The organism is Corynebacterium sp. UMB0012 (assembly GCF_030216265.1).
Taxonomy (GTDB): Bacteria; Actinomycetota; Actinomycetes; order Mycobacteriales; family Mycobacteriaceae; genus Corynebacterium.
Genome location: NZ_JASOKQ010000032.1, coordinates 1 through 20,632, shown reverse-complemented (window position 1 = coordinate 20,632; position 20,632 = coordinate 1). Strand labels below are relative to the sequence as shown.

Annotated in this window: 23 protein-coding genes and 1 rRNA gene; 2 read left to right on the top strand and 22 right to left on the bottom strand. The window is 58.0% G+C overall.

What is annotated here, in order from left to right; genetic code table 11:
- Positions 1–51: 51 nt before the first annotated feature.
- Complete coding sequence (locus QP324_RS11250) at positions 52–489, bottom strand: hypothetical protein (protein WP_284816090.1); 438 nt, start codon at positions 487–489, stop codon at positions 52–54.
- Between the two features lie 127 nt (positions 490–616).
- On the opposite strand from QP324_RS11250, the gene QP324_RS11245 reads away from it, so the two are divergent.
- A complete protein-coding gene (locus tag QP324_RS11245) occupies positions 617–1,423 on the top strand; it encodes a class I SAM-dependent methyltransferase (RefSeq protein ID WP_284816089.1) in 807 nt (268 codons plus the stop codon).
- Here the strand turns inward: QP324_RS11245 and QP324_RS11240 are convergent.
- The 5 genes from QP324_RS11240 to scpB all read right to left on the bottom strand — a co-directional run bounded on the left by QP324_RS11240 (position 1,420) and on the right by scpB (position 6,751).
- Complete coding sequence (locus tag QP324_RS11240; RefSeq protein WP_284816088.1) at positions 1,420–2,805, bottom strand: anaerobic C4-dicarboxylate transporter; 1,386 nt, start codon at positions 2,803–2,805, stop codon at positions 1,420–1,422. The two genes, QP324_RS11245 and QP324_RS11240, sit on opposite strands and share 4 nt — an antisense overlap.
- Positions 2,806–2,961: 156 nt before the next feature.
- Positions 2,962–4,542, bottom strand: coding sequence for a ribosome biogenesis GTPase Der (gene der / locus QP324_RS11235; RefSeq protein WP_284816087.1), 1,581 nt, complete (start codon positions 4,540–4,542; stop codon positions 2,962–2,964).
- Positions 4,535–5,230: a (d)CMP kinase gene (cmk, locus tag QP324_RS11230; protein WP_284816086.1), complete on the bottom strand. Its 696-nt coding sequence runs from the start codon at positions 5,228–5,230 to the stop codon at positions 4,535–4,537. The genes der and cmk overlap by 8 nt, the downstream gene beginning before the upstream one ends.
- On the bottom strand, positions 5,230–6,141 hold the full coding sequence (locus QP324_RS11225; protein WP_005324678.1) for a pseudouridine synthase: 912 nt from the start codon (positions 6,139–6,141) through the stop codon (positions 5,230–5,232). Before QP324_RS11225 ends, cmk begins: the two co-directional genes overlap by 1 nt.
- 55 nt (positions 6,142–6,196) lie before the next feature.
- On the bottom strand, positions 6,197–6,751 hold the full coding sequence (gene scpB / locus QP324_RS11220) for an SMC-Scp complex subunit ScpB (protein ID WP_284766439.1): 555 nt from the start codon (positions 6,749–6,751) through the stop codon (positions 6,197–6,199).
- Between the two features lie 88 nt (positions 6,752–6,839).
- Here scpB and QP324_RS11215 point away from each other — a divergent pair, with 88 nt between their 5' ends.
- Entirely contained in the window at positions 6,840–7,406 is a 567-nt protein-coding gene (locus QP324_RS11215; protein WP_284816085.1) for a GNAT family N-acetyltransferase, read from the top strand.
- Here the strand turns inward: QP324_RS11215 and QP324_RS11210 are convergent.
- The 16 genes from QP324_RS11210 to rrf all read right to left on the bottom strand — a co-directional run bounded on the left by QP324_RS11210 (position 7,403) and on the right by rrf (position 20,418).
- Positions 7,403–8,200 (bottom strand): ScpA family protein, encoded by a 798-nt coding sequence (locus QP324_RS11210; RefSeq protein WP_005324675.1) that lies wholly within the window; start codon positions 8,198–8,200, stop codon positions 7,403–7,405. The genes QP324_RS11215 and QP324_RS11210 overlap by 4 nt on opposite strands.
- A gap of 6 nt (positions 8,201–8,206) precedes the next feature.
- Entirely contained in the window at positions 8,207–9,079 is an 873-nt protein-coding gene (locus QP324_RS11205) for a ParA family protein (protein WP_239278878.1), read from the bottom strand.
- A gap of 127 nt (positions 9,080–9,206) precedes the next feature.
- Entirely contained in the window at positions 9,207–10,214 is a 1,008-nt protein-coding gene (locus QP324_RS11200) for a hypothetical protein (protein ID WP_239278861.1), read from the bottom strand.
- 12 nt (positions 10,215–10,226) lie between these two features.
- Entirely contained in the window at positions 10,227–11,117 is an 891-nt protein-coding gene (xerD, locus tag QP324_RS11195) for a site-specific tyrosine recombinase XerD (protein ID WP_239278862.1), read from the bottom strand.
- On the bottom strand, positions 11,114–11,752 hold the full coding sequence (locus tag QP324_RS11190) for an NUDIX hydrolase (RefSeq protein WP_239278863.1): 639 nt from the start codon (positions 11,750–11,752) through the stop codon (positions 11,114–11,116). The genes xerD and QP324_RS11190 overlap by 4 nt, the downstream gene beginning before the upstream one ends.
- A 3-nt stretch (positions 11,753–11,755) precedes the next feature.
- A complete protein-coding gene (locus QP324_RS11185; RefSeq protein WP_239278864.1) occupies positions 11,756–12,658 on the bottom strand; it encodes a copper transporter in 903 nt (300 codons plus the stop codon).
- A 3-nt stretch (positions 12,659–12,661) separates the two neighbouring features.
- Positions 12,662–13,813, bottom strand: a complete 1,152-nt coding sequence (steA, locus tag QP324_RS11180; RefSeq protein WP_239278865.1) for a putative cytokinetic ring protein SteA — start codon at positions 13,811–13,813, stop codon at positions 12,662–12,664.
- Between the two features lie 19 nt (positions 13,814–13,832).
- On the bottom strand, positions 13,833–15,503 hold the full coding sequence (gene recN, locus QP324_RS11175) for a DNA repair protein RecN (protein ID WP_284816084.1): 1,671 nt from the start codon (positions 15,501–15,503) through the stop codon (positions 13,833–13,835).
- Positions 15,503–16,387 (bottom strand): NAD kinase, encoded by an 885-nt coding sequence (locus QP324_RS11170; protein WP_239278867.1) that lies wholly within the window; start codon positions 16,385–16,387, stop codon positions 15,503–15,505. Before QP324_RS11170 ends, recN begins: the two co-directional genes overlap by 1 nt.
- Entirely contained in the window at positions 16,384–17,190 is an 807-nt protein-coding gene (locus QP324_RS11165) for a TlyA family RNA methyltransferase (protein WP_284816083.1), read from the bottom strand. The genes QP324_RS11170 and QP324_RS11165 overlap by 4 nt, the downstream gene beginning before the upstream one ends.
- Complete coding sequence (locus tag QP324_RS11160; protein WP_005324658.1) at positions 17,190–17,351, bottom strand: hypothetical protein; 162 nt, start codon at positions 17,349–17,351, stop codon at positions 17,190–17,192. The genes QP324_RS11165 and QP324_RS11160 overlap by 1 nt, the downstream gene beginning before the upstream one ends.
- On the bottom strand, positions 17,342–18,325 hold the full coding sequence (locus tag QP324_RS11155; RefSeq protein WP_284816082.1) for an HAD-IIA family hydrolase: 984 nt from the start codon (positions 18,323–18,325) through the stop codon (positions 17,342–17,344). The genes QP324_RS11160 and QP324_RS11155 overlap by 10 nt, the downstream gene beginning before the upstream one ends.
- Positions 18,325–19,134, bottom strand: a complete 810-nt coding sequence (locus QP324_RS11150; RefSeq protein ID WP_284816081.1) for a tetratricopeptide repeat protein — start codon at positions 19,132–19,134, stop codon at positions 18,325–18,327. Before QP324_RS11150 ends, QP324_RS11155 begins: the two co-directional genes overlap by 1 nt.
- Before the next feature lie 79 nt (positions 19,135–19,213).
- Positions 19,214–19,573: a hypothetical protein gene (locus tag QP324_RS11145; protein ID WP_284816080.1), complete on the bottom strand. Its 360-nt coding sequence runs from the start codon at positions 19,571–19,573 to the stop codon at positions 19,214–19,216.
- Between the two features lie 2 nt (positions 19,574–19,575).
- Complete coding sequence (locus QP324_RS11140) at positions 19,576–19,953, bottom strand: hypothetical protein (protein WP_284816079.1); 378 nt, start codon at positions 19,951–19,953, stop codon at positions 19,576–19,578.
- A 347-nt stretch (positions 19,954–20,300) separates the two neighbouring features.
- A 5S ribosomal RNA gene (gene rrf, locus QP324_RS11135) occupies positions 20,301–20,418 on the bottom strand.
- Positions 20,419–20,632: the final 214 nt, after the last annotated feature.

The following is a 20,632-nucleotide window of genomic DNA, read 5'->3' as shown; positions in this document are numbered from 1 at the left end:
TTTTTGGAAGCAGAAACCGCCACAGGAAATAATAGAAATCAAGGCAAATGCCTAGGAACAAAACTCGGGGCACTTCAAAATAGCGATGCCTAAAGGCAGGTTAATACGGCTAGCCATGACCGCCACATACACAATGGCGGTGATCTCAGCGACGGGGAAAACCGTCATCATCACCGCATTCTGCACGCGCCGTGCGTCCGTGGAGGCGATGGCCAGCAGCTCGCCGGCGGTGCGGGGCTCGCCTGCGATGCCCCGCGGATCCTGAATCCTATCCGTGATGGACATGCGAACATCGTGCCCAATTACTAGCATGGCTCGCGCGTTGAGGCCGCGTCCGAACCATGCGGCTATGGCATTAAGACCAAAAGCTGCCCCCAATACCACCAGCCACATGCCTAATCGGTCAACGGATCCTTTCGACACAGCTTCATCAATGGCATGTCCCACGATCACTGGAGTCGATCCGTTAAGCAGAAAAGATACAGTCATGCAGAGTGCGGCCGGCACAGTGAGGGATGGACGAGAAAAGACAGTCTTTAGCAGCCACCTGGGATCTGATGGTGCAGGAAGTGTCCTCATAGGCAGCCATTCTAATTCGCGGTAGGTTAGATGGGCTATGACGACTCGCCGCCCCGATCCCAGCCACTTCCCTAGCTACCGCAAGGCCTCCACTAGACAAGGCCCCGGCTTCCGCAATGCCGCGCAACGTACCGCTTCCGCCCAGGCCTTCCGCCGCGGCGCGAGCACCTACCACGATGTGCGCCCCGGCTATCCGGACGAGGTTTCTGCCCTTATCGCTGACGCCCATACCGTTGCCGATATTGGTGCCGGTACTGGAAAACTCACCGAATCCCTACCCAATCCTCGGGTTTTGGCTCTGGAGCCCTCCGCAGATATGGCTGGAATTCTCGCAGCACGCCTCCACCTGCCAGTCCTTCGTGCTACGGCCGAAAACACCGCGCTTGCCGACGCCTCCTTAGACGCCGTCTGCCTCGCCCAAACCTGGCACTGGGTCGACGTACCAGCCGCCTGTGCAGAGCTTGACCGCGTCCTCGCGCCGGGCGGGAAGATTCTCCTGGTGTGGAACACGCTTGATGTCAACGCGGACCCCTGGATCCTGCGGCTGTCTCGGATCATGCACTCCGGGGATGTACATAAACCAGGCTTTTATCCGAACTACACGGAGCCGTGGTCTTTAGACCACGAGCTGCGCTTGACCTGGGAGAACGAGCTTACCCCGGAGCAGCTTCACCAGCTGATGCACACCAGATCCTATTGGCTGCGCAATGGCAAAGCCATCCATGAACGCATGACCCACAACCTGGATTGGTACCTCTACGAGCATATGAGGTTTAAGCCGGGGCAAAAACTACGCATCCCGTACCGCACGGATGCCTTCGTGCTGGTACGGGATTCGGATTAGAGCAGGACCTGCGCCAGTAGCGAGCCCACCACGCAGGAGGTGAACACCGAGATGGCGCCGGGAACGAGGAAGGAGTGGTTGATGACGAACTTGCCAATGTGGGTAGTTCCCGTGCGGTCGAAGCCGATACAGGCTAGGTCCGAAGGGTAGGTTGGCAAGATGAAGTAGCCATATGCTGCGCCATAGAAACCAACGATAATGGCGGGGTCGATTCCCAGCTGCAGGCCGATCGGAGCGATGGCAACCAGGGCGGCGGCCTGGGAGTTAACCAGCTTGGACACGATGACCAGTACCACCGCGTAGGCCCACGGGGCGGCCTCCACCACGGACCCTAGGTTGGATTCCAGGGCATCGATATGGGCTTGGAAGAAGGTATCTGCCATCCATGCCACACCGAAGACGGAGAATACTGCGGTCATACCGGCCTTAAAGACTGGCGTGGACGCGATCTTCTTCGGGTCAGCCTTGCAGCTAAGCAGGATGATCGCGCCGGCAACAAGCATGACCATTTGGATAACCAGATTCATCGAAAGCGGGCTCAGCTCACCATCGTCGCCAGGGACCAGCGGGCGCAGGAATTCGAACGCACCGAGCGCCACCACGCTGGCGATAGCCACGAGGAAGATAACTACCGCTCGTTTTGCTTCTGGCGAAAATTCTTCATCCATGAGCGACCCGGTGGACTGGTGAATGCTTTCTGCGAACTCCGGATCCTTCATGCGCTCCTGGAATGCCGGGTCCTCGTCTAGGTCCTTGCCGCGGCGCAGCGACCACAGCGAGGCAAGAATGACACCGGCAAGCGAGGCGGGCATAGCCACCATGAGGATCTGCGGAATGGAATAGGCGTGATCGATAGCGCCGGCATTTTCCGCGATGATGGACGCTAGGGATACGGTGGCCACAGACACTGGAGAGGCCGTAATACCCATTTGAGCCGACGTCGATGCCACGGCCATGGGACGCTCTGGGCGGATGCCTTTCTTCAGGGCAATATCCTCGATGATCGGAAACATCGTGTACACCACGTGACCCGTACCGCACAGTACCGTCAGGAACCAAGTGGTCAGCGGCGCGAGGATGGTGATGCGCTCTGGGTGGGCACGGAGAAACTTCTCGGCAAATTGCATCATCACTTCCAGGCCACGCGCCTGTTGCAAGGTGGCCGCGCAACCAATGACCGCAATGATGGTCAGCATCACGGACACCGGCGGCTCACCCGGGGCGAGGCCGAAGACAAAGACCATGAGCATCAAACCGATGCCGGAAATAAGACCAAGCCCTATACCACCATAGCGAGTGCCCAATAGCAGGGCGCTGAGGATGATGATGACCTGGAGCACGATGGCCAGAATTGAATCTGGCGCAATTACGCTGGCTAGCATGCTGAGCCCTCCATCACGAGAGAATGATTAACTGGTTATATCCTATCCAGACCCACATGAACGGATATAAACGGAAAGGCGAGCGGATTCTCACACCGTGTCCGGTGTAAAAATCGCTCGCCTGGATGCTATAATCCCAGCGTAACGGGCATACTGCTAGCGCTTCTTTCCGCGCCTCTCCCTCACTCGCACTGCGATTCGGATAGGCGTTCCGTGGAAGCCAAACCGCTCGCGGAACTTGCGCTCAAGGTAGCGGCGATACGCTGCATCCAAGAAGCCCGTCGTAAACAAGACGATGGTCGGCGGCTGAGTCGAGGCCTGCGTGGCGAACAATACGCGCGGCAGGCGGTTATTCTTCATCGGCGGCGGGTTAGCCGCGATAGCCTCACGCAGCCAGTTATTCAGCTGGCCCGTGGACACACGCTGATCCCAGCTTTCCAGTGCCTCAATCATGGCCGGCTCCAGCTTCTGCAGCGCGCGGCCCGTTTCCGCAGAGATATTCACTCGCGTAACCCACGGCAAGTGGCTCAGCTGCTGATCAATCTCGCGGTCCAGGTAGTAGCGGCGATCCTCATCCATGAGGTCCCACTTATTAAACGCAATCACCAGTGCCTTACCCGCCTCGAGCACCATATTGAGCACGCGCTGGTCTTGCTCGGAGATCTCCTCAGAGGCGTCGATAAGCATGATGCAGACCTCAGCAGCATCGATTACGCCGCGGGTGCGCAAGGACGCATAGTACTCATGCCCCTGCGCATTCTTTACCTTCTTGCGCAGGCCCGCGGTATCAATGAACTTCCACAGCTGCTCATCTAGCTGCACTAGAGAGTCCACCGGATCCACGGTGGTTCCCGCGACGTTGTCGACCACGGAGCGCTCCTCGCTGGTGAGCTTATTCAGCAGCGAGGACTTGCCGACGTTAGGCTTGCCCACCAATGCGACGCGGCGAGGTCCAGAGGTAATCGCGGTCTGCCGAGGTTCTTCAGGGAAGACCCGCAGAATCTCATCGAGCACGTCCGCACCGCCGCGGCCATGCTGGGCGGATACGGGCCACGGATCGCCCAAACCCAAGGCATAAAATTCCGCCATATCTGCGTACTGATTATCGGAATCGAACTTATTCGATACCAAAATCACTGGCACAGGCGATTTCTGCAGGCGGCGGGCCATAACCTCATCCGTCTCCGTGATGCCCACCTTGGTGTCCACCACCATAACGATGACATCGGCAGTTTCCATGGCGACTTCTGCCTGGCGGGCAATCGCCGCATGAATACCCTTCACGTTGGGATCCCAGCCACCGGTGTCCTGCACCAAAAAGCGTTGGCCATTCCAGTCCGCAACATAGGAGATGCGGTCACGGGTAACGCCTGGGTGGTCCTCTACCACCGCTTCGCGGCGGCCAAGGAAACGGTTAACCAAGGAGGACTTACCTACATTTGGGCGCCCGACTACGGCCACCGTGCACAATGCTTCCTCGGTGTGATCATCGGATTCCACACCGAAAGCGCGGGAGAGTTCTTCCCACTCCTCTTCGCTCAGAGGTTCTTCTGCGTACGCATCGTCGCCATAATCGGCCTCTCCGAATTCCGAGTCATCGAAGTCATAGTCGAATTCCTCGGTATTGAAATCATCGGCGGCCCAACCAGGAGAGGCTTCTACCACCTCATCATCGAACTTTCCGGCTGGGTAATGGAACTGAGTCTCCGACTCTTCCTGGGGATCGTGATTAGTCATTGACAGACTCCTTTACCACGTTAATTAGAGCTTCCAGCACATCCTCTGGGCTCATATTGGAGGTATCGACTAGGGTTGCGTCTTCCGCTGGGCGCAGTGGTGAGGTCTTGCGGGAAGAATCCGCAGCGTCCCGGCGCTGGACATCCGCAAGTACCGTCTCGTAATCCGAAGCGATGCCCGCCTTTTCATTCTGGGCTTGGCGGCGCTGAGCGCGGACCTCGGCAGAGGCAGTCATGAATGCCTTTGCGGGGGCGTCGGCAAGCACAACCGTGCCAATATCGCGTCCTTCTACAACCGCGCGGTGAGCCTCGCGGGCAAGCTTGCGCTGCAGCGCGACCAGATTCTCGCGCACCTCCGGAATGGCAGATACGGCGGACACGTTACGGGTGACTTCGTCTTCTCGAATAACGCGCGAGACGTCCTCACCGCCGAGGAGAACCTCGGTGGAGTCCGGGTCATCGGATACCCCTAAGGGCAGATTGACCGTAGCCGCAATAACCGCGGCGGTGTCAGCAGGGTCGACGCCTTCACGCAGCACCGCAAGCGTTGCCACTCGGTACATCGCACCAGTGTCGACGTACTTTGCATTCAGCTGCTTGGCCAGCGCACGGCACGTGGTCGACTTTCCAGTTCCAGATGGGCCATCCACGGCGAGGATGAGACCCTCATTCGGCATATTAGAAATCATTACATCTCCACCGCCTTGTACAGGCTAGTCAGCTCGCTGGAATTAAGGGCACGCAGACCGCCCGGCTTCATATCGCCCAGCTGAACCGTATGCAGCTTGGTGCGCACCAGGCGCTGCACGGGGAAGCCGGCCTCCTTCAACATGCGGCGCACGATATGTTTACGGCCTTCATGCAGCTCAAGACGCACCAGGGAATAACCCTGGTTGGTATCAACTACCTGTGCAAAGTCGGCCTTTGCCAGTCCGTCTTCCAGCTCGATGCCTTCCTTGAGCTGGCGCACGAGCTTCCTATCGGCCTCGCCCAAAACGGTGGCGAGGTAGGTCTTGGTCACCTCGTACTTGGGGTGCATCAAGCGGTTGGCCAACTCGCCATCATTGGTGAGGATAAGCAGGCCTTCCGTATCGGCGTCGAGGCGGCCGACGTGAAAGAGTCGCTGGCCAGCTGCGACCTTTTCTGACACCACGTCGCCCACGCACGGGCGCCCCAGGTCATCAGACATGGTGGACTGCATGCCGCGCGGCTTATTGAGCACAAAATATTCGTGCTCCTCATTGACGTTGACGCGCACGCCGTCTACTCGGATGACGTCAACGGAGGGGTTTACCTTGACGCCTTGCTTGGCGATGATCTTGCCGTTGACCTCAACTCGGCCGGCATCGATGAGGATTTCTGCGTGGCGGCGGGAAGCGACGCCCGCCTTGGCGAGCACCTTTTGGAGGCGCTCTCCCTTGGGCTTGTCTTCATCGACCAGCCAATCGGCGCCCAATTCGCGGGCTACGGATTCTGCGGTAGCCTTCTGCTTTTTCTTTGACACATGCTGGTGACGGGCCGGCTTAGCATTGGAGACAATGATGTCACTGTCTCGCTGCTTCTTATCCGGTGTGCCGTCACGGCGAGCGGGAGGAGTCACGTACGTGTCCTTTTCTCTCGAAGATATGAAATTACCTGGGCAATCCTACCCCACGCTAGTACTCTTCGTCGATCGCCTCTACGTCAGGCAACAGCGGTGCCAAGTCTGGCAGGCGCTCCAAAGAATCGATCCCCAATAACTCGAGGAACAATTCTGTCGTCTCGTACCGGTGCGCAGCGCCTTCAAAATCATCCTGCGGCAGCTCCCGGACCAACCCGCGCAGGTTAAGGGTACGCATCACGCCATCAACGTTGACACCGCGAACCGCCGCCACCTGCTGGCGAGTGACGGGCTGCCGGTAAGCCACCACCGCCAAAGTCTCCAAGGCGGCGCGAGAAAGCTTGGTTTGGGCGCCATCCAAGAGAAATTCTTCTACCGCACCGGCATTTTCGGTGCGCGTATAAAAGCGCCACCCCTCTTGGGTCTCGCGCAGGTCAATACCGGAACCGCGACTATCCAACTCGCGCTGAATGGAACGCAAGCAATCACTAACGACGTCCGTTTCCGCCCCCAGTGCACGCGCCAATGACTCCACAGAGGCTGGAGAGTCGAGCACGAGCAATATCGACTCAAGACGGGAACGCAACTGCGAGATGAGGGGAAGATCCATAGCGCTCGAGTTTACTGGAGAAGAAAAAGTCGCTGAAAATTCTCCAAATCGCTTTCGCTCCCTACTGTGACTCGGCTAACATATTGTCATGGAAACTATCACTCGCACTGACAGACTCATCCTCATCCCGCTGTCCGCCGCTAATACCGAAGAGACCCACAAGGTCTACAGCGACGGACGTATCTGGAACCACCGTCCCAATGGGCGCTTTGCTGACATCCGCACCACGCGTGCACTCGCACAAGCATCCTCCGAGTCGTGGGACGCCCACCACTTCGGGCCTTGGGCCGCGTATATGCGCCACAACCCTTCGGAATTCGTCGGTGTCGGTGGTGCCATCTTCGTCGACGAGGCAAACTTCTGGGACATCAAATACCGCCTGCGCCCCGCCCATTGGGGTGCCGGTTTTGCCACAGAGATCACCTCAGCAGCAATCAAGTGCATCCGCCAAGTGGACCCCGACTCACCGATCACGGCCCGCGTCACGACAAACCACCCGGCGGCCATCCGGGTCATCGAAAAGCAAGGGCTCCAACAAGTATGGGAAGGGCGCCGCATAGGCACCGAGGACAACCCCGAGGAACCAGACGTACGCGTCTACTCCGACCGGGAGCTCTCCCCCGAGACGCTAGAATTCATCCAGCAACGGCCTTAGTCCCAGTTCGCTGCGGCAACTACCGCTGGGTCAACATCCAGGCCTGTCCACGATAGGTCCAGCTGACCCAGCGCTTCTTCTTGTTGTGCATCAACCGCCTTGGCTTTGTACAACTCCAACAGGGCCAAGAAACGCCCCACTACCTGCATAGAAACCGTACAGTCGCGGGTTAGCGCACCAAAGCTGGTCCATTGACCTGCGCCGAGTAGCTTGAGTGTTTCCAAGATCTTGCCGGCCTGCTCTGGTACCGATACTGCTACGGCGTGCACGTGACCGGTTGCCACCTCCTCCGGCGGTTTGGGACGGAACACGCCCGCAGCTAACTCGGCAAAACTGGCCGGCGTATGGCCGAGCGAAACTGGAGGCAAAAGTTCAGCAAACTTCTCCTCGATGGAAACCGCGCGCGGATAGCTGCGCTGCGCCTCGCGCTGCCACACGGCGAATTGGTCCGCTGCTTGCTTATAAGCCTTGTACTGCAACAGACGGGCAAAAAGAAGGTCGCGCGACTCCAGCAGTTCTAAGTCTTCAATATCGTCGACGTCACCGCGCGGCAGTAGCCGCGCCGCCTTCAAATCCAAGAGCGTAGCTGCCACTAGCAAAAAATCAGTGGTCTCATCCAGATCAGCGGACTCTCCCAGCTGGCGTGTATACGCCACGAATTCGTCCGTCACTTCTGACAGCGCAACGTCAGTCACGTCCATCTTCTTGGACTGAATGAGCTGCAATAGCAGGTCAAATGGGCCTTCAAAATTCCGCAGTGCAATGCGAAAGCCCGTAATCTCCGGCTGGGTCACGATACCTTAAACGGTCGAGCGCTCGATGACCTCTTTGGCCAAGTTCCGGTACTGCTGTGTGGCCGGGGAGTTTGGTGCCCAAGTAGTAATCGGCTCGCCGGCTACCGAAGTCTCTGGGAATCGAACGGTCCGGGTAATGACGGTGTCAAAGACCTTATCGCCAAAGTAATCCACCACTCGGGACATAACTTCCCGGGCGTGCTTGGTCCGGCGGTCAAACATGGTCACTAGGATTCCCATGACCTCGAGGTCAAAGTTAATGCGATCAGAAACCTTTTCCACGGTATCGGTCAACAGCGCCAAACCGCGCAGGGAGAAGAACTCGCACTCCATAGGGATGATCACACCCTGTGAGCAAGCCAGGGCGTTGACGGTAAGCAAGCCCAAGGAAGGCTGGCAATCAATAATGATGAAATCATAATCGCGGCGCACCGGACGCAGAGCCCGGGCAAGGGTGTGCTCGCGACCGACTTCATTGACCATCTGAATTTCTGCGGCGGAAAGGTCGATATTTGCCGGCACCAGATCCAAGCCCGGTACACCGGTGTGCTGGATAGCGGAATGAATAGAGGTGTGACTATCGAGCATCACGTCATAAATGGTGTCCTCGATATCGTCATGCGTGAGACCAAGGCCTGCCGACAGCGCTCCCTGGGGGTCAAGGTCAACCAAGAGGACTTTACGGCCATACTCCGCCAAGCAGGCGCCCATATTGATGGTAGAGGTGGTTTTGCCGACACCACCCTTTTGGTTACACATCGAAATAATGGTGGCCGGCCCATGCTTCTCCAAGGGTGCGGGTTCCGGTAGCTCACGGATAGGACGACCGGTCAGCCCCACCTCTACGTCAGAGGCAGAAAAGAGACCCTCTTCGCTCACAGTCACACCTGCTTCCTTGACGCCAAGTTCCGGACCATGACACTTGGCTTAGGGTTGATTACAACGTTGTCATTAAAGCGTACCCGCTACAGCCCAAAAGTACCGAGACTTAGTGTATATCAAGTGTTTAGCGTTGACTAGAACGGCGTTTGAGGATTGCCACTAGAGCTATGAGTGCGATGAGCACCGCTGCGGCTACCCCTCCTATAATCCACCCTAGATATGAGCCGCCGTCTTCTTCTTTGGGTTCCTTTTGCTGGCGCTCATCGAGGTTTTCCGCGGCGGATTGATAGTTAGGGTCCTGTAGGGTGACGATGAGTGCGGCCCCAGAACCGTCATTGCGAAGCAACTGCATGATAAAGGGATTATCAGGCGCCTCGCCCTCCGGATAGGTCAAGGTGAGGGTTCGAGAAGAGGCGTCCACGTCGCGTTTTACGCCTTGGATGATATTGCCCTCGCCGTCAAGGTAGCGCAGCGTGACGTCGTTTTCTTGCGTGTCCTTGAACTGCTGGTAAAGGTCATAGGCCTGCTTGAGGCCCATCTTCGCGGTAATAGTATTGCCTTCAATTGTGGATTCAAGGTTGACGTATTCCGCGCCTTCCAGGTTGGCTTCCCCGGCAGGCTTGCGCTCCGGCTTTTCACCTGGAACAACCGGCAAGTTGCTATTTTCTTTCGACGGCGCAGGCTTGTCATCTCCGCCCTCGGCATCTTTTCCGGCTGGAGCATTGTCACCCCCAGCCGGCTTATTCGAGCCCGGATCCGGCGCTGGAGCTGGGGCCGGTCCGCCTTCCGCGCCATCAATTTCTTCCTGAATGTCCTCCTGTGCAACCGACCCATCGGCTACTAGCGTCAGGGTCGCATTCATACCTTGGGCAGAAACAGGAACCGAGACTTGGCCGCCTTCAGCTGGGGCGGTGATGGTAGCGGAGGTACCAGAGGCAGATACATTCCACCCGTCGCCGGAGTAGCTAGCTTCGGCCGGCACGGGCAAGCTTACAGTCGTGGTCTGACCGGCAGGAACCGAAATGGGAGCAGCAATAGCAGCTTCTACTTCCGGCGGCAGCTGCGCGTGTGCCACCGCTGGGAAAAGCAATGCGGAAGATAGCACCGCACCAGCTATACGAGTTGAAAACATAGTGGTCCTTTCTTAAGCACGAGGATGAGCAGTGCGCCAAACCTCGCGCAAGGAATCGGCAGTGACGTGAGTATATATTTGCGTTGTCGTCACCGAGGAATGTCCCAGCAATTCTTGCACGGTGCGCACATCAGCGCCGCCTTCAAGCAGGTGCGTCGCAAAAGAATGCCGCATGGTATGCGGAGAAATGGACTTCCCCACTTGCGCCCGCTGCGCTGCCGTCTTCAACACAGTCCATGCACTTTGCCGCGATAAAGCCCCACCGCGGGTATTGAGAAACAGCGCCGGCGTCTTACCTTTGCTCAGCGCTGGACGAGCTCGCACCAAGTAGGCATCGAGAGCCTGGCGGGCATGCGAGCCCACTGGCACAACCCGCTCTTTGTCTCCCTTGCCCCGCAGGCGTATTACCTCCTGCGCGGAGGAAACGTCATCAACGGTAAGGGAGATAATTTCTGAGATGCGCGCGCCGGTGCCATAGAGCATCTCCAGCAGGGCACGGTCGCGCACATCTACTGGGGTCTCAGTAGGGGTCGCTTCAATGAGAGCGGTGACCTCGTCAACCGATAATGTCTCAGGCAAATGCTGCCCAGTTGACGGAGGGGTTACCTCAACCGCGACATCGACGTCCACTACGCCTTCTGACACGGCAAATTTATGCAGTCCGCGAGCAACGATGAGCGCTCGGTTGGCTGAGGACACCGCCATGTGTGAGCGCAGGTCTTTGAGATAAGCCTCCACCATCGGTCGTGTCACCAACCGCAGATCATCTACCCCGTTATCCCTCAGCCAGGCAAGGTAGCGGCGGACATCGCGGCGATAGTTGCTCAACGTATTGGCAGAAACGCCGCGCTCGACTGCTAGATGATCAAGCCACGTCTGCGCTATGTTTTCGAGCGCACTCACAGCTGCTTTAGGTCCGCGCCCGTGCGGCGGGAGCTCATCGAGGTCGGTCGAAGGTCGAACGGCTCCTCCACGCTGCGGGTTCTCTTGCCGCCACGCAGCACCGCGTAGGCCGCCAAGATACCGCTGCAGGCGATGGAATTGACGATGTCACCGCGCAGTACCTTGTCAACGGCCTCATCGAGGCCCACCCAGGCGACTTCCATATCGGCTTCTTCGTCACCGGTAGCCTCCATACGGGGGACGTCGGAAAGCTCCGAGGCAAGAAATACGCGAACCGCCTCTTCGCAGAAACCCGGCGAAGTCACAAGGTCCGTCAACACGGACCACGTCTGCGCGCTTAGGCCAGCCTCCTCCTGCAGTTCACGCTGGGCGCCCGTCAGCTCATCCTCACCGCGAACGTCGAGCAATCCCGCCGGCAGTTCCCACAGGCGTTTTCCCACGCTGTGGCGGTACTGATACACCATCGCAATACGCTCGTCTGAGTCCACTGCCACGACGGCCACTGCACCTAGGTGCTCGACTACTTCCCGGGAGGCAGAAACGCCACCGGGCATGACTACCTCGTCGCGGCGCAGGGCAATAATGGGGGCTTCGACAAGCAGCTGCGAATCGAGCACCTTGAAATCATGCGCCATGGGCTATTCCTTTCCCGGCAAGGCGGAGTCTGCAGTATCGGTGGCGCCATAGTCACCTTGGCCACCATCAAGTTGTTCCTGGGTGGCCAGAATGACCGCAATGCGCTCCACTGCCCGTTCGGTGCTATCGACTGTAGACAGCTCCGCGTCCTGATCCCGCACCTGGGCTAGCGCCTTATCATCCTGGGTCTGCTTGGTGCGCCCGCTCAACACCACGGACCCATTGACATCAACTAAACCGGTGGCAAATTCTGCCAGCGCGCTGGACGGGTAGCCTCGCAGGCCATTGCCAGAGACCACGATGATGGCCTGGGCAGGCACGATGGTGCCGTCCTCGTAATCAATAAAGCCCTCGTCGCGCAGCTTCTGGAGCACGTCTGCACGCTCTTCTACTGAGGCCAACGGCTTCGTGCTCTCAGGATCCAAAGACAGCGCAGTGCCTAGCACCTCACCCCCAAGGGCTCCGGCCGAATCCAAGTCCTTGATATCTGCCTTCTTAGGCGCAGTATCTTTCAAGATGGGAAGCAGCTTGTCCTTAGTTTCGGGGCGCAAGAAGTCCTTGGTCAGCTTAATCTCGCCGGCCTCCGTGGCATCGGAAGACTCCAAGAGCTTCCGAATCGCGTCCACGTCTCCGCCATTGGCGTCATCGGTGGTCACGATGAGTACTGGGCGCTGCGACAATGTCCCGTCAACCATTTCCGCACCAGAATCGGCCACGATCTTGTCGCTAGCCTCATTCTGGGTCTGCAGAATCTTATTGTCTTGGACCACCTTGCGGTGCTCCTCGCGGATGGGATCGTCGTCCGCCATGCTGGTGGTCAAGTTCGGCGCAATCACTAGGGCGCCCAAGGCTACGCCAACCGCGGCGCCGAAGCCCAAGCCTGCTACAAGCTCAGTCTTTGCCATGCCCTATGCGCCCCCAAAGAGGCTGGACCAGGTTTCGCTAAGGTTGCTAGCAAAGTCCTGGCTGCCGCCAAAGCCGACGATGAGGATGACCGCCGCAATGGCAACCAAGATTCCCAGCACTGCCCACAGCCAGCCGAGGTTGGAGGAAGGCGCACTGTAGAGATTGATTACCGCATCAGCGTCAACCACCTTGGTACCGGCCTTGAGGCGGGACAGCACGGCCGAGGGGTTGGTGCGGTCAGCAAAGATATCATCGAGGTCTACCCCACCGCCGGCCTGCACGATGAGATCCGCGCCGTGGTAATCAGCAAAGAGTAGGCCCAGGTCGGTACCTGAGTGTGTTGCTGCGGGGAAGGTCATCGCGCCGATGCCGAGGTCCTGGATGCGGTCGAGGCCTTCTACCTCCCCTTCCGGGTCCGCAGGAACGATTACGCGGGCACCGCAACGCAGAGCTTCATCACTCACGCCATTGGGATCCCCAATAATGAAATCTGGCTTATATCCTTGGGCCAGCAAGGAATCTGCCGCCGATCCCACTGCGATCAGCAGCGGCTCATACTCGCGGATAAAGTTGCGCAGCTGCTTGAGCTGTTCGCGGTGCCTATCGGTAGGCGAAAAGAGGACAACCTTGCGGCCGGCGATTTCGGAGCCGGAGGCGGGGACGCCGAGGCCGTCGATAAGCAGTGGGCCTTCCGAGTTAATAAAATCGATGGAATTGCCAAAGAAGGATTCCATGTGGTCGATCAGCGCGCCCTGCGCCGCAGTGAAGTTCTTTTCTGCTCGCTCGCGGGTTACCACGCGGCCGGTGCCGAGCGCTTTATCGCCGCTAAAGACCGTGCCGTCTTCCCCGATGCGCGCCTTTTTGCCCTCTTTGAACTCGGAAACAAAGGACTGCCCCACGCCTTCAAGGAGGGTAATGTCGGCGTCAAGCAACATGTGCGGGCCATAATTTGGGACAGTGCCGGTAGAAAATTCCGCCACGTTAATGACGGCGGAGGGCTTAAGGTCTACGAGAGTTTGAGCCTCGTGGCGAGAGATATTGGCCGCATCAATTACGGCGACATCGCCTTCACTAAACTTTTTCATCCCCTTAGCGCCTGGAGTGCAATCGCGCAGTGCACCAGGCTGCTCGGGGTTACGGGAAAACAGAGCCATGGACCCTATTGTGGCGTGATTATGGTTTCGAGTGGGCGAGGCGCGCGGAAGCTTCTTCCTGTGCGCGGTCAAAAAGCTCCTGCGCGTGCGCTCGGCCGGTCTCGGTATCGTCCAACCCCGCCAGCATGCGGGCCAACTCCTCCACGCGTTCCTCCTGTGATAGCTCGGCCACGCCAGAGGTAAATTTCTCCTTCGATACATGCAGGTGCGCATCCGCGTACGCTGCGACCTGTGGCAGGTGCGTTACCACAATCACTTGGTTATGCACCGCCAAGCGCGCCAGGCGGCGGCCGATCTCTACCGCTGCGCGCCCGCCCACACCGGCATCTACCTCATCGAAGACTAAGGTGGCGCCGTCCTCGTCTGCCAGCACGACCTCCAAGGCCAGCATGACACGGGAAAGCTCGCCGCCCGAGGCAGCAGAGGCAATCGGCTTACCATTCAACTGCAGCTCGGCCGCGTCTGCACCGGACTTAGAATATTTCGCCTGCGTAAGCTCGACCGTCAGAGTCGAATTCGGCATGGCCAAGCCATGGAGCTCCTGCGTTACCTGCTCCCCCAAAGCTTTCGCCGCTTTCCGACGCCCCCTTGTCAGCTCCCCTGCCCGCTCAATCATCACCGATTCAGCGTCTTTGACCTGCTTTTTCAGCTCCTCCAGGGCTTCAGTAGAGGTATCCATAGACTCGAGCTTTGCCGCCGCCTCATTGCGCCAGGCCACGACGCCATCAATATCCCCTGCGTACTTCCTAGTCAACGTGCGCAATTCCTGCTGCCGCTGGAGGGACTTTTCCAATAGGTGTGGATCCGCCGGCAGCCCCGCCAGATATCCACCGAGCTCGCCGGAGATATCGCCCAGTTGCGACGAGATCTCGCTGAGCCGTTCGCCCAAGGCCGCCAGTTCCTTATCGGTGGAACCCGCCAATGCCGAGACCGCCCGGCCCAGCAAGGCCGAGGCAGCCTCTTCCAGCTCCTCGGTGCCGTCGATGGCAGCCAGCGCAACTTCCGCGGACTCTCGCAGCCCATCGACGTCTTGCAGCTTGCGAACCAACTGCACCAGTTCCTCATTCTCGCCGGGTTCTGGGGCGATGCCATCGATCTCATCGACGGCGAATTGCAGGCGGTCGACTTCCTGCGCCAGCTCGCGGCGCTGCTCCGTGCGCCGCTTATAGTCTTTGGCGAGGCTGCGCCACTCTTTAAAGGCCTCGGTATAGCGCTCCCGCACACGGGCCAATTTCGGATCCGCACGGTCTACCGCACCCAGTTGCTCCTCGGGCGCAAGCAAACGCAGCTGATCATTTTGCCCATGCACCGTAATGAGCTCGCGCGCGAACTCGCCCAAGGTTGCAGCCGGTACCGCCCGGCCGCCTAAATAGGCCCGCGATCTTCCCGCGGCAGAGACTGTGCGTGAAACGATATACTCGCCATTTTCGTCGGGCTCTCCGCCTACCGAATCCACCAGCTCACGGATCGAGTCCTTTGCAGAGGAAAAATGTCCCTCCACTGCAGCCTTTTTCGCGCCATCGCGCACCCGGGAGGCATCGGCGCGACCACCTGCTAAGAGTCTTAAACCAGTAACCACCATGGTCTTACCCGCACCGGTTTCACCGGTAAGCACGGTAAGGCCCGCGGATAGTTCCGCGGAGCTCTGGCTAATAACGCCCAGATCATTGATGGAAATATCGACGAGCACTATTTCTCCTTCGGCCCGCGCCACCCTTCCACGGGCAGGCGCAGCTTCGAGACTAAACGGTCAGTAAAAGGTTGGTCATCCAAGCGTACCCACCGCACCGGACGCTCGCCTCGCACTACTTCCACTCGTGCCCCTGGTGGCATCGCAAATTCGCGGAAGCCATCTAATATCACGGTGGCTGGAGTCGTGCGCATCGTCGATTCGACGGCCACTAAAGAATTGGGCGATACAACCAATGGCTTGGTAAACAGCGCATGCGCATTATTAGGTACCACCAAAATTGCATCCAGAGAGGGCCACAACACCGGACCGCCTGCGGAAAACGCATAGGCGGTGGATCCGGTAGGCGTGGAAATAAGCACGCCATCGCAGCCAAAGGACGACACCGGCCGGCGGTCAACTTCCAAGATTGCATCCAGGACGCCGGAGCGGTTTTGGTTTTCTACCGAAGCCTCGTTCAAAGCCCAGCTGCGACTAAGAAGGGTTCCCTCCTCATCAAAGATGGACACATCAATGGTGAGGCGGTCTTCAATGCGGTAGCGCTTTTCAATGACCCGCACCAAGGCCTGGTCAAGGGATTCAACCTCCCACTCGGCCAGAAATCCCACGTGGCCTAGGTTGATACCCAGCACTGGAATATCTACGGCCCGCGCCATGTCGGCGGCACGGAGGAAGGTTCCATCGCCGCCTAAAACCAACACCAATTCGCACCCTGCGGCCGCATCTTCAGTGTGAGGTACATGCTTTAATCCCGGCAGTACCTTTTCGTCCGCGCACACTCGAACAGTAATTCCCGCACCTTGCAAAAGCTCCGCTGCACGCGACGTCGCCTCCAGGTTCTGCTGGCGGTTGGCATGAGGTACCAACAGGATCTCACGTGTCATTGCGGGCCTTCCTCGACTGCGCGGTCAATCATTTCTTCCACTGTAGCCAGATCTGTGGGCTGACCGTCCTTCTTCAGCCACAGGAAGTACTCCACATTGCCGCTTGGCCCAGGCAGCGGTGATGCAACAGCCCCATGCATACTAAGCCCCAGCGACAACGCAAATTCAGCGACTTCCTTGGTTACTTCTTTGCGTAACTCCGGCGAACGAACCACGCCACCGCTACCGAGACGCTCCTTGCCCACTTCAAACTGGGGCTTCACCATGGGCAACAACCAAGCACCGTCCTTCAGACAATCCACAATGGCCGGCAATACCAAGCGGAGGGAAATGAAGGACAAGTCGCCTACCATGCCGTCGCAGGGGCCGTCGGTAAGCTCCAGCGTCAAATTCCGGATATTGGTGCGGTCTAAAACAGTTACGCGAACATCGTTTTGCAAGCGCCAGAGCAGCTGCCCATAGCCCACGTCGACAGACAGCACTTCCTGCGCACCGTGTTCCAAGCACACGTCCGTAAAGCCACCGGTAGAAGCGCCGGCATCGAGGATGCGGCCGTTCATGTCGACGTCGAACGCCGCCAAGGCGCCCAAGAGCTTGTGAGCGCCACGTGAAGCCCACTTGTCTTCTTCGGCTTCCTCTACTTTGATGGAAACCTCGGGCTCTACAATCGACGCCGGCTTCTGCGCCTTGAAGCCACCAACTGTGACACGGCCGGACTTAATCATCTCCCGTGCCTGCTCACGTGACCGCGCAATCTTTCGGCGCACCAGCTCCGCATCTAACCTACGACGTTGTGGGGGCATCAATTCTCCTGCAATGCATCGCGCAACACATTGTGAGCGCGATCAAGCTGATCTACTTCAGCGGCCAAATCCGCTGCGTCTTCTCCAAGGATCTCTGCTACTTCCGCATCGATCTCTGCCGGTTCCTTGACGGCTCGAAAATCGTGCGGCTTTACCGCCATTGCGCAACAACCTTTTCCGCACGCTCGCTACGCGGCTGAATATAGCGCGGCGGCGACGGCATGGCCCATGCAACTTCCAACACCGTGCGCAACGCCTGAACGGAGGTAGACTTTTCGTCGCCGCCCTCGAGCAGAAGGTCATGGCCATCGCACCTCGCCGTAAATCCACCCTGTGCCCCGGGACGAGCGACAGAGACAGGAAGGGCCAGCTCGTGCATTCCTGCGCCAATAAAGTTAGGGCGTGCCTCCACAGGAGCCTCAATCAGCTCCAACTCACCAGAAACGCCGGTGAGCACATGGAAGGTATCCATTGCAGCAGAGTTACCACCTGCAATATCAGTATCCAGGCGGTCTCCCACAGCAAGTGGCTTTTTCGCGCCGATTTGCTTTGCCGCAAAAGTAAACATGGCCGGCTCAGGCTTGCCAGCAGATACCGGCTCTACCCCGGTGGCTGACTGGATGGCGGCAACCAGAGAACCATTTCCCACAGCAAGACCTCTCTCAATCGGCAGAGAGGTATCGAGATTCGAAGCAAAGAACTTGGCTCCCTGGCGAATGGCCAAGGCACCTTCAGTCAAGTGTTCCCAGCCAACTGAGCGATCAAAGCCTTGCACTACAGCAGCAGGCTTGTCATCGGCGCTGGAAACTACCTTGAAGCCCATCTCTCGGGCCAAGTCACGGAGGGAATCGGCACCGATGATAAGGAGCTTCGCCCCAGCTGGGACCTCTTCTCCTGCTAGTTGGAGAACCGCTTGCGCAGAGGTAACGATCTGTTCTGTACCCGCAGTGAGCCCGATGTCCGCGAGCATCTTCGCCACTGCCTGCGGGCTGCGCGAAGCATTGTTGGTCACATACACTGCCGGCACTCCGCAGGTGTTGATGACGTCCACTACGTTTGAGAGTGGACGGCCGCCTTCCCACACGGTGCCATCGAGATCAAGGAGAAGAGCATCGTGCTTGCTGAGAACCGTCACTACTTGCACTCCTCTAGGCGCTCGGCAGCATCAGTCCAGTCGCCTTCATCAATAGAAACTGCGTGCTCAAACCAGTCCCGAGCCTCGTCCTTCCGCCCTGCTTCAAGCAGAGCATTACCGTAGGCATAAGCGAGACGGCATGCGCTTACCCCGCGGGCATCGCGGTTAGGATGTGCGCGCTGAATGGTGACAACCGCGGACTCAGCTTGCCCCATGTCTAGGCGGGCGCCGGCCAAAACAATTGCCAGCTCAATCGTGGACTCTTCATCAAGTTCTGATGCTTCCTCCGCACGGCCTAGCTCGAGCGCCTTTTCCGGGCGGCCCAAACCACGCTCGCAATCAGCCATGACTGCAAGCATCCCGGGGCCACCGGAAATGCGGCGCGCGGCACGCAGCTCAGCGAGTGCTTCCTTCCACTCGCCGGCGCGATACGCAGCGATTCCGTTGACTTCACGGGCGATAGCAACTCGGCCTGCACGATCCTTGGCAGCGCGTGCGTGGCGCAGGGCCAGCTTAGGATCATCCTCCATCCAGGTCGCAGCCATGATCATATGCTTAGCGACGGCCTCGGAATTCTCCTTCGATAGCGACTTCAGGTCCTGCAGCACCATCGGGTCCAGGTCGTTGACATCTACCTCTGCCGGGATGTCTGGGTCACTCATGCGACGGTTAATGCGTTCCTCACGGTAACCGGAGCGCTGCGGCGAAAAAGACTTCTTCTTCCGGGAATCGCCCTTAAAATCACGGCCCTTGTTATTGCGTGGCTTGCGGTCACGTCCGCCGCGCCCATTGTGATTGCGCTCCGACATTCAGCCCTACCCTTTCTTGGTTGGAACTAGCACAGAAATACCGGCCCTATTCTACAACCCGCAAACAAAAAGCCGGAATTTAGATCCTGACGGGCTGCCGCAGCGTTACCCAAACATTACTCATCACAGCAACCCAGACGCACACCGTGACGAAACGGATGCTACCCCCAGGAACAAGTAGCGCGCCTAGCGCGCCATAGACAACAAATAGCAGGCCCCACAGCGCTTGACGACGCACCTCCTTCTTCAATGCAGCCCAACCGAGAAGAATCACTGCACACACAATCAAAACCGCGCCAGTCGCAGCATCCCACCAGCCCTCACTGTCACCTTCACACGAAATAGACAAGAGCAAAGAGCCCGGCAACGCGGTGCCGATACTGAACAAGACCTTAGTTCCAGAAACATCGAGCGGTCTTTTAGAAGAAAAGTCAGACACCGCTAAATCTCCTTAAGCCGCTGCGAGAAATAATCACGGGCATCTTCTTGATTCCCAGCGAATTCCCTGAGCACGCCTGGCCAAGTCGGATACGCATCAATAAGGTTTTCTGCGACATTTAATAGTGGTGAGAATGCAATCTCACCCCATCTAACGCCTATGCCTACCCGTTCAGAGTATGCTGTGCTGCTCAATGGGCCTAGAGCCCACTGGCTACCGGAAGAAGCATTCATCCATGTACCGCTGATAGCCAGTATTCGGGAAACCTTGTCTTCGTAGCTGTGCTTGGAGTTTAAGACGTCTAGCACCGCGTCGAACGGAAATTCTTTGGAACCCTGGGTGACTTGTTCTCCCTGCTCCGGCGTTAGCTCCGCGAGCATCGCGGGAATCGCAACGGCGTGAAACTCTTACAGGCGCCTTCCAAATTGCCGATGCTAGCCATCGAACCACATGAGCTTCCTCCCAAACTATTGGGTGGATAAGTGTAGCGAAGATGCAATGAAAAGTGTGCCGGTCGGGACATCATAATGAACTGGCGTCCAAGACAAACTACCATTCAGGATAGTTTATCTATCGAGTCCGATCAGGTCGGAATAGCCCTTAAGCTGGCTTCACAGACAAAGGCGCTGAAACGACGGATGAAGCCGTAGAGAAGGTTGGCACTTTATGGTGCGTGTGTCCTCTACGGCTTCATCATTACGGTATTTTGTTGTGTTTTGTTGTTTGGTGTCGGCGGTGACTTACTCTCCCACAACCTCCCGGTTGCAGTACCATCAGCGTGTGCAGGCTTAGCTTCCGGGTTCGGAATGGGACCGGGCGTTTCCCTGCAGCTATTGACCACCGACAAACATTCGAAGCATTAGTACAAACCCTTCTTAGTGCCCACTTTGTGTGGGTGTTGTGTCAGATACTGCATAGTGGACGCGGTCACGACAGTGACAATGATTCTTTTTGTTTCTTACTCTTTTTGCCAGCACACGGCGTGTGTTGGTGTTTGTTGTGGTCAATTAGTACCAGTAGCCTTCACACCTTACAGTGCTTCCAGGTCTGGCCTATCTA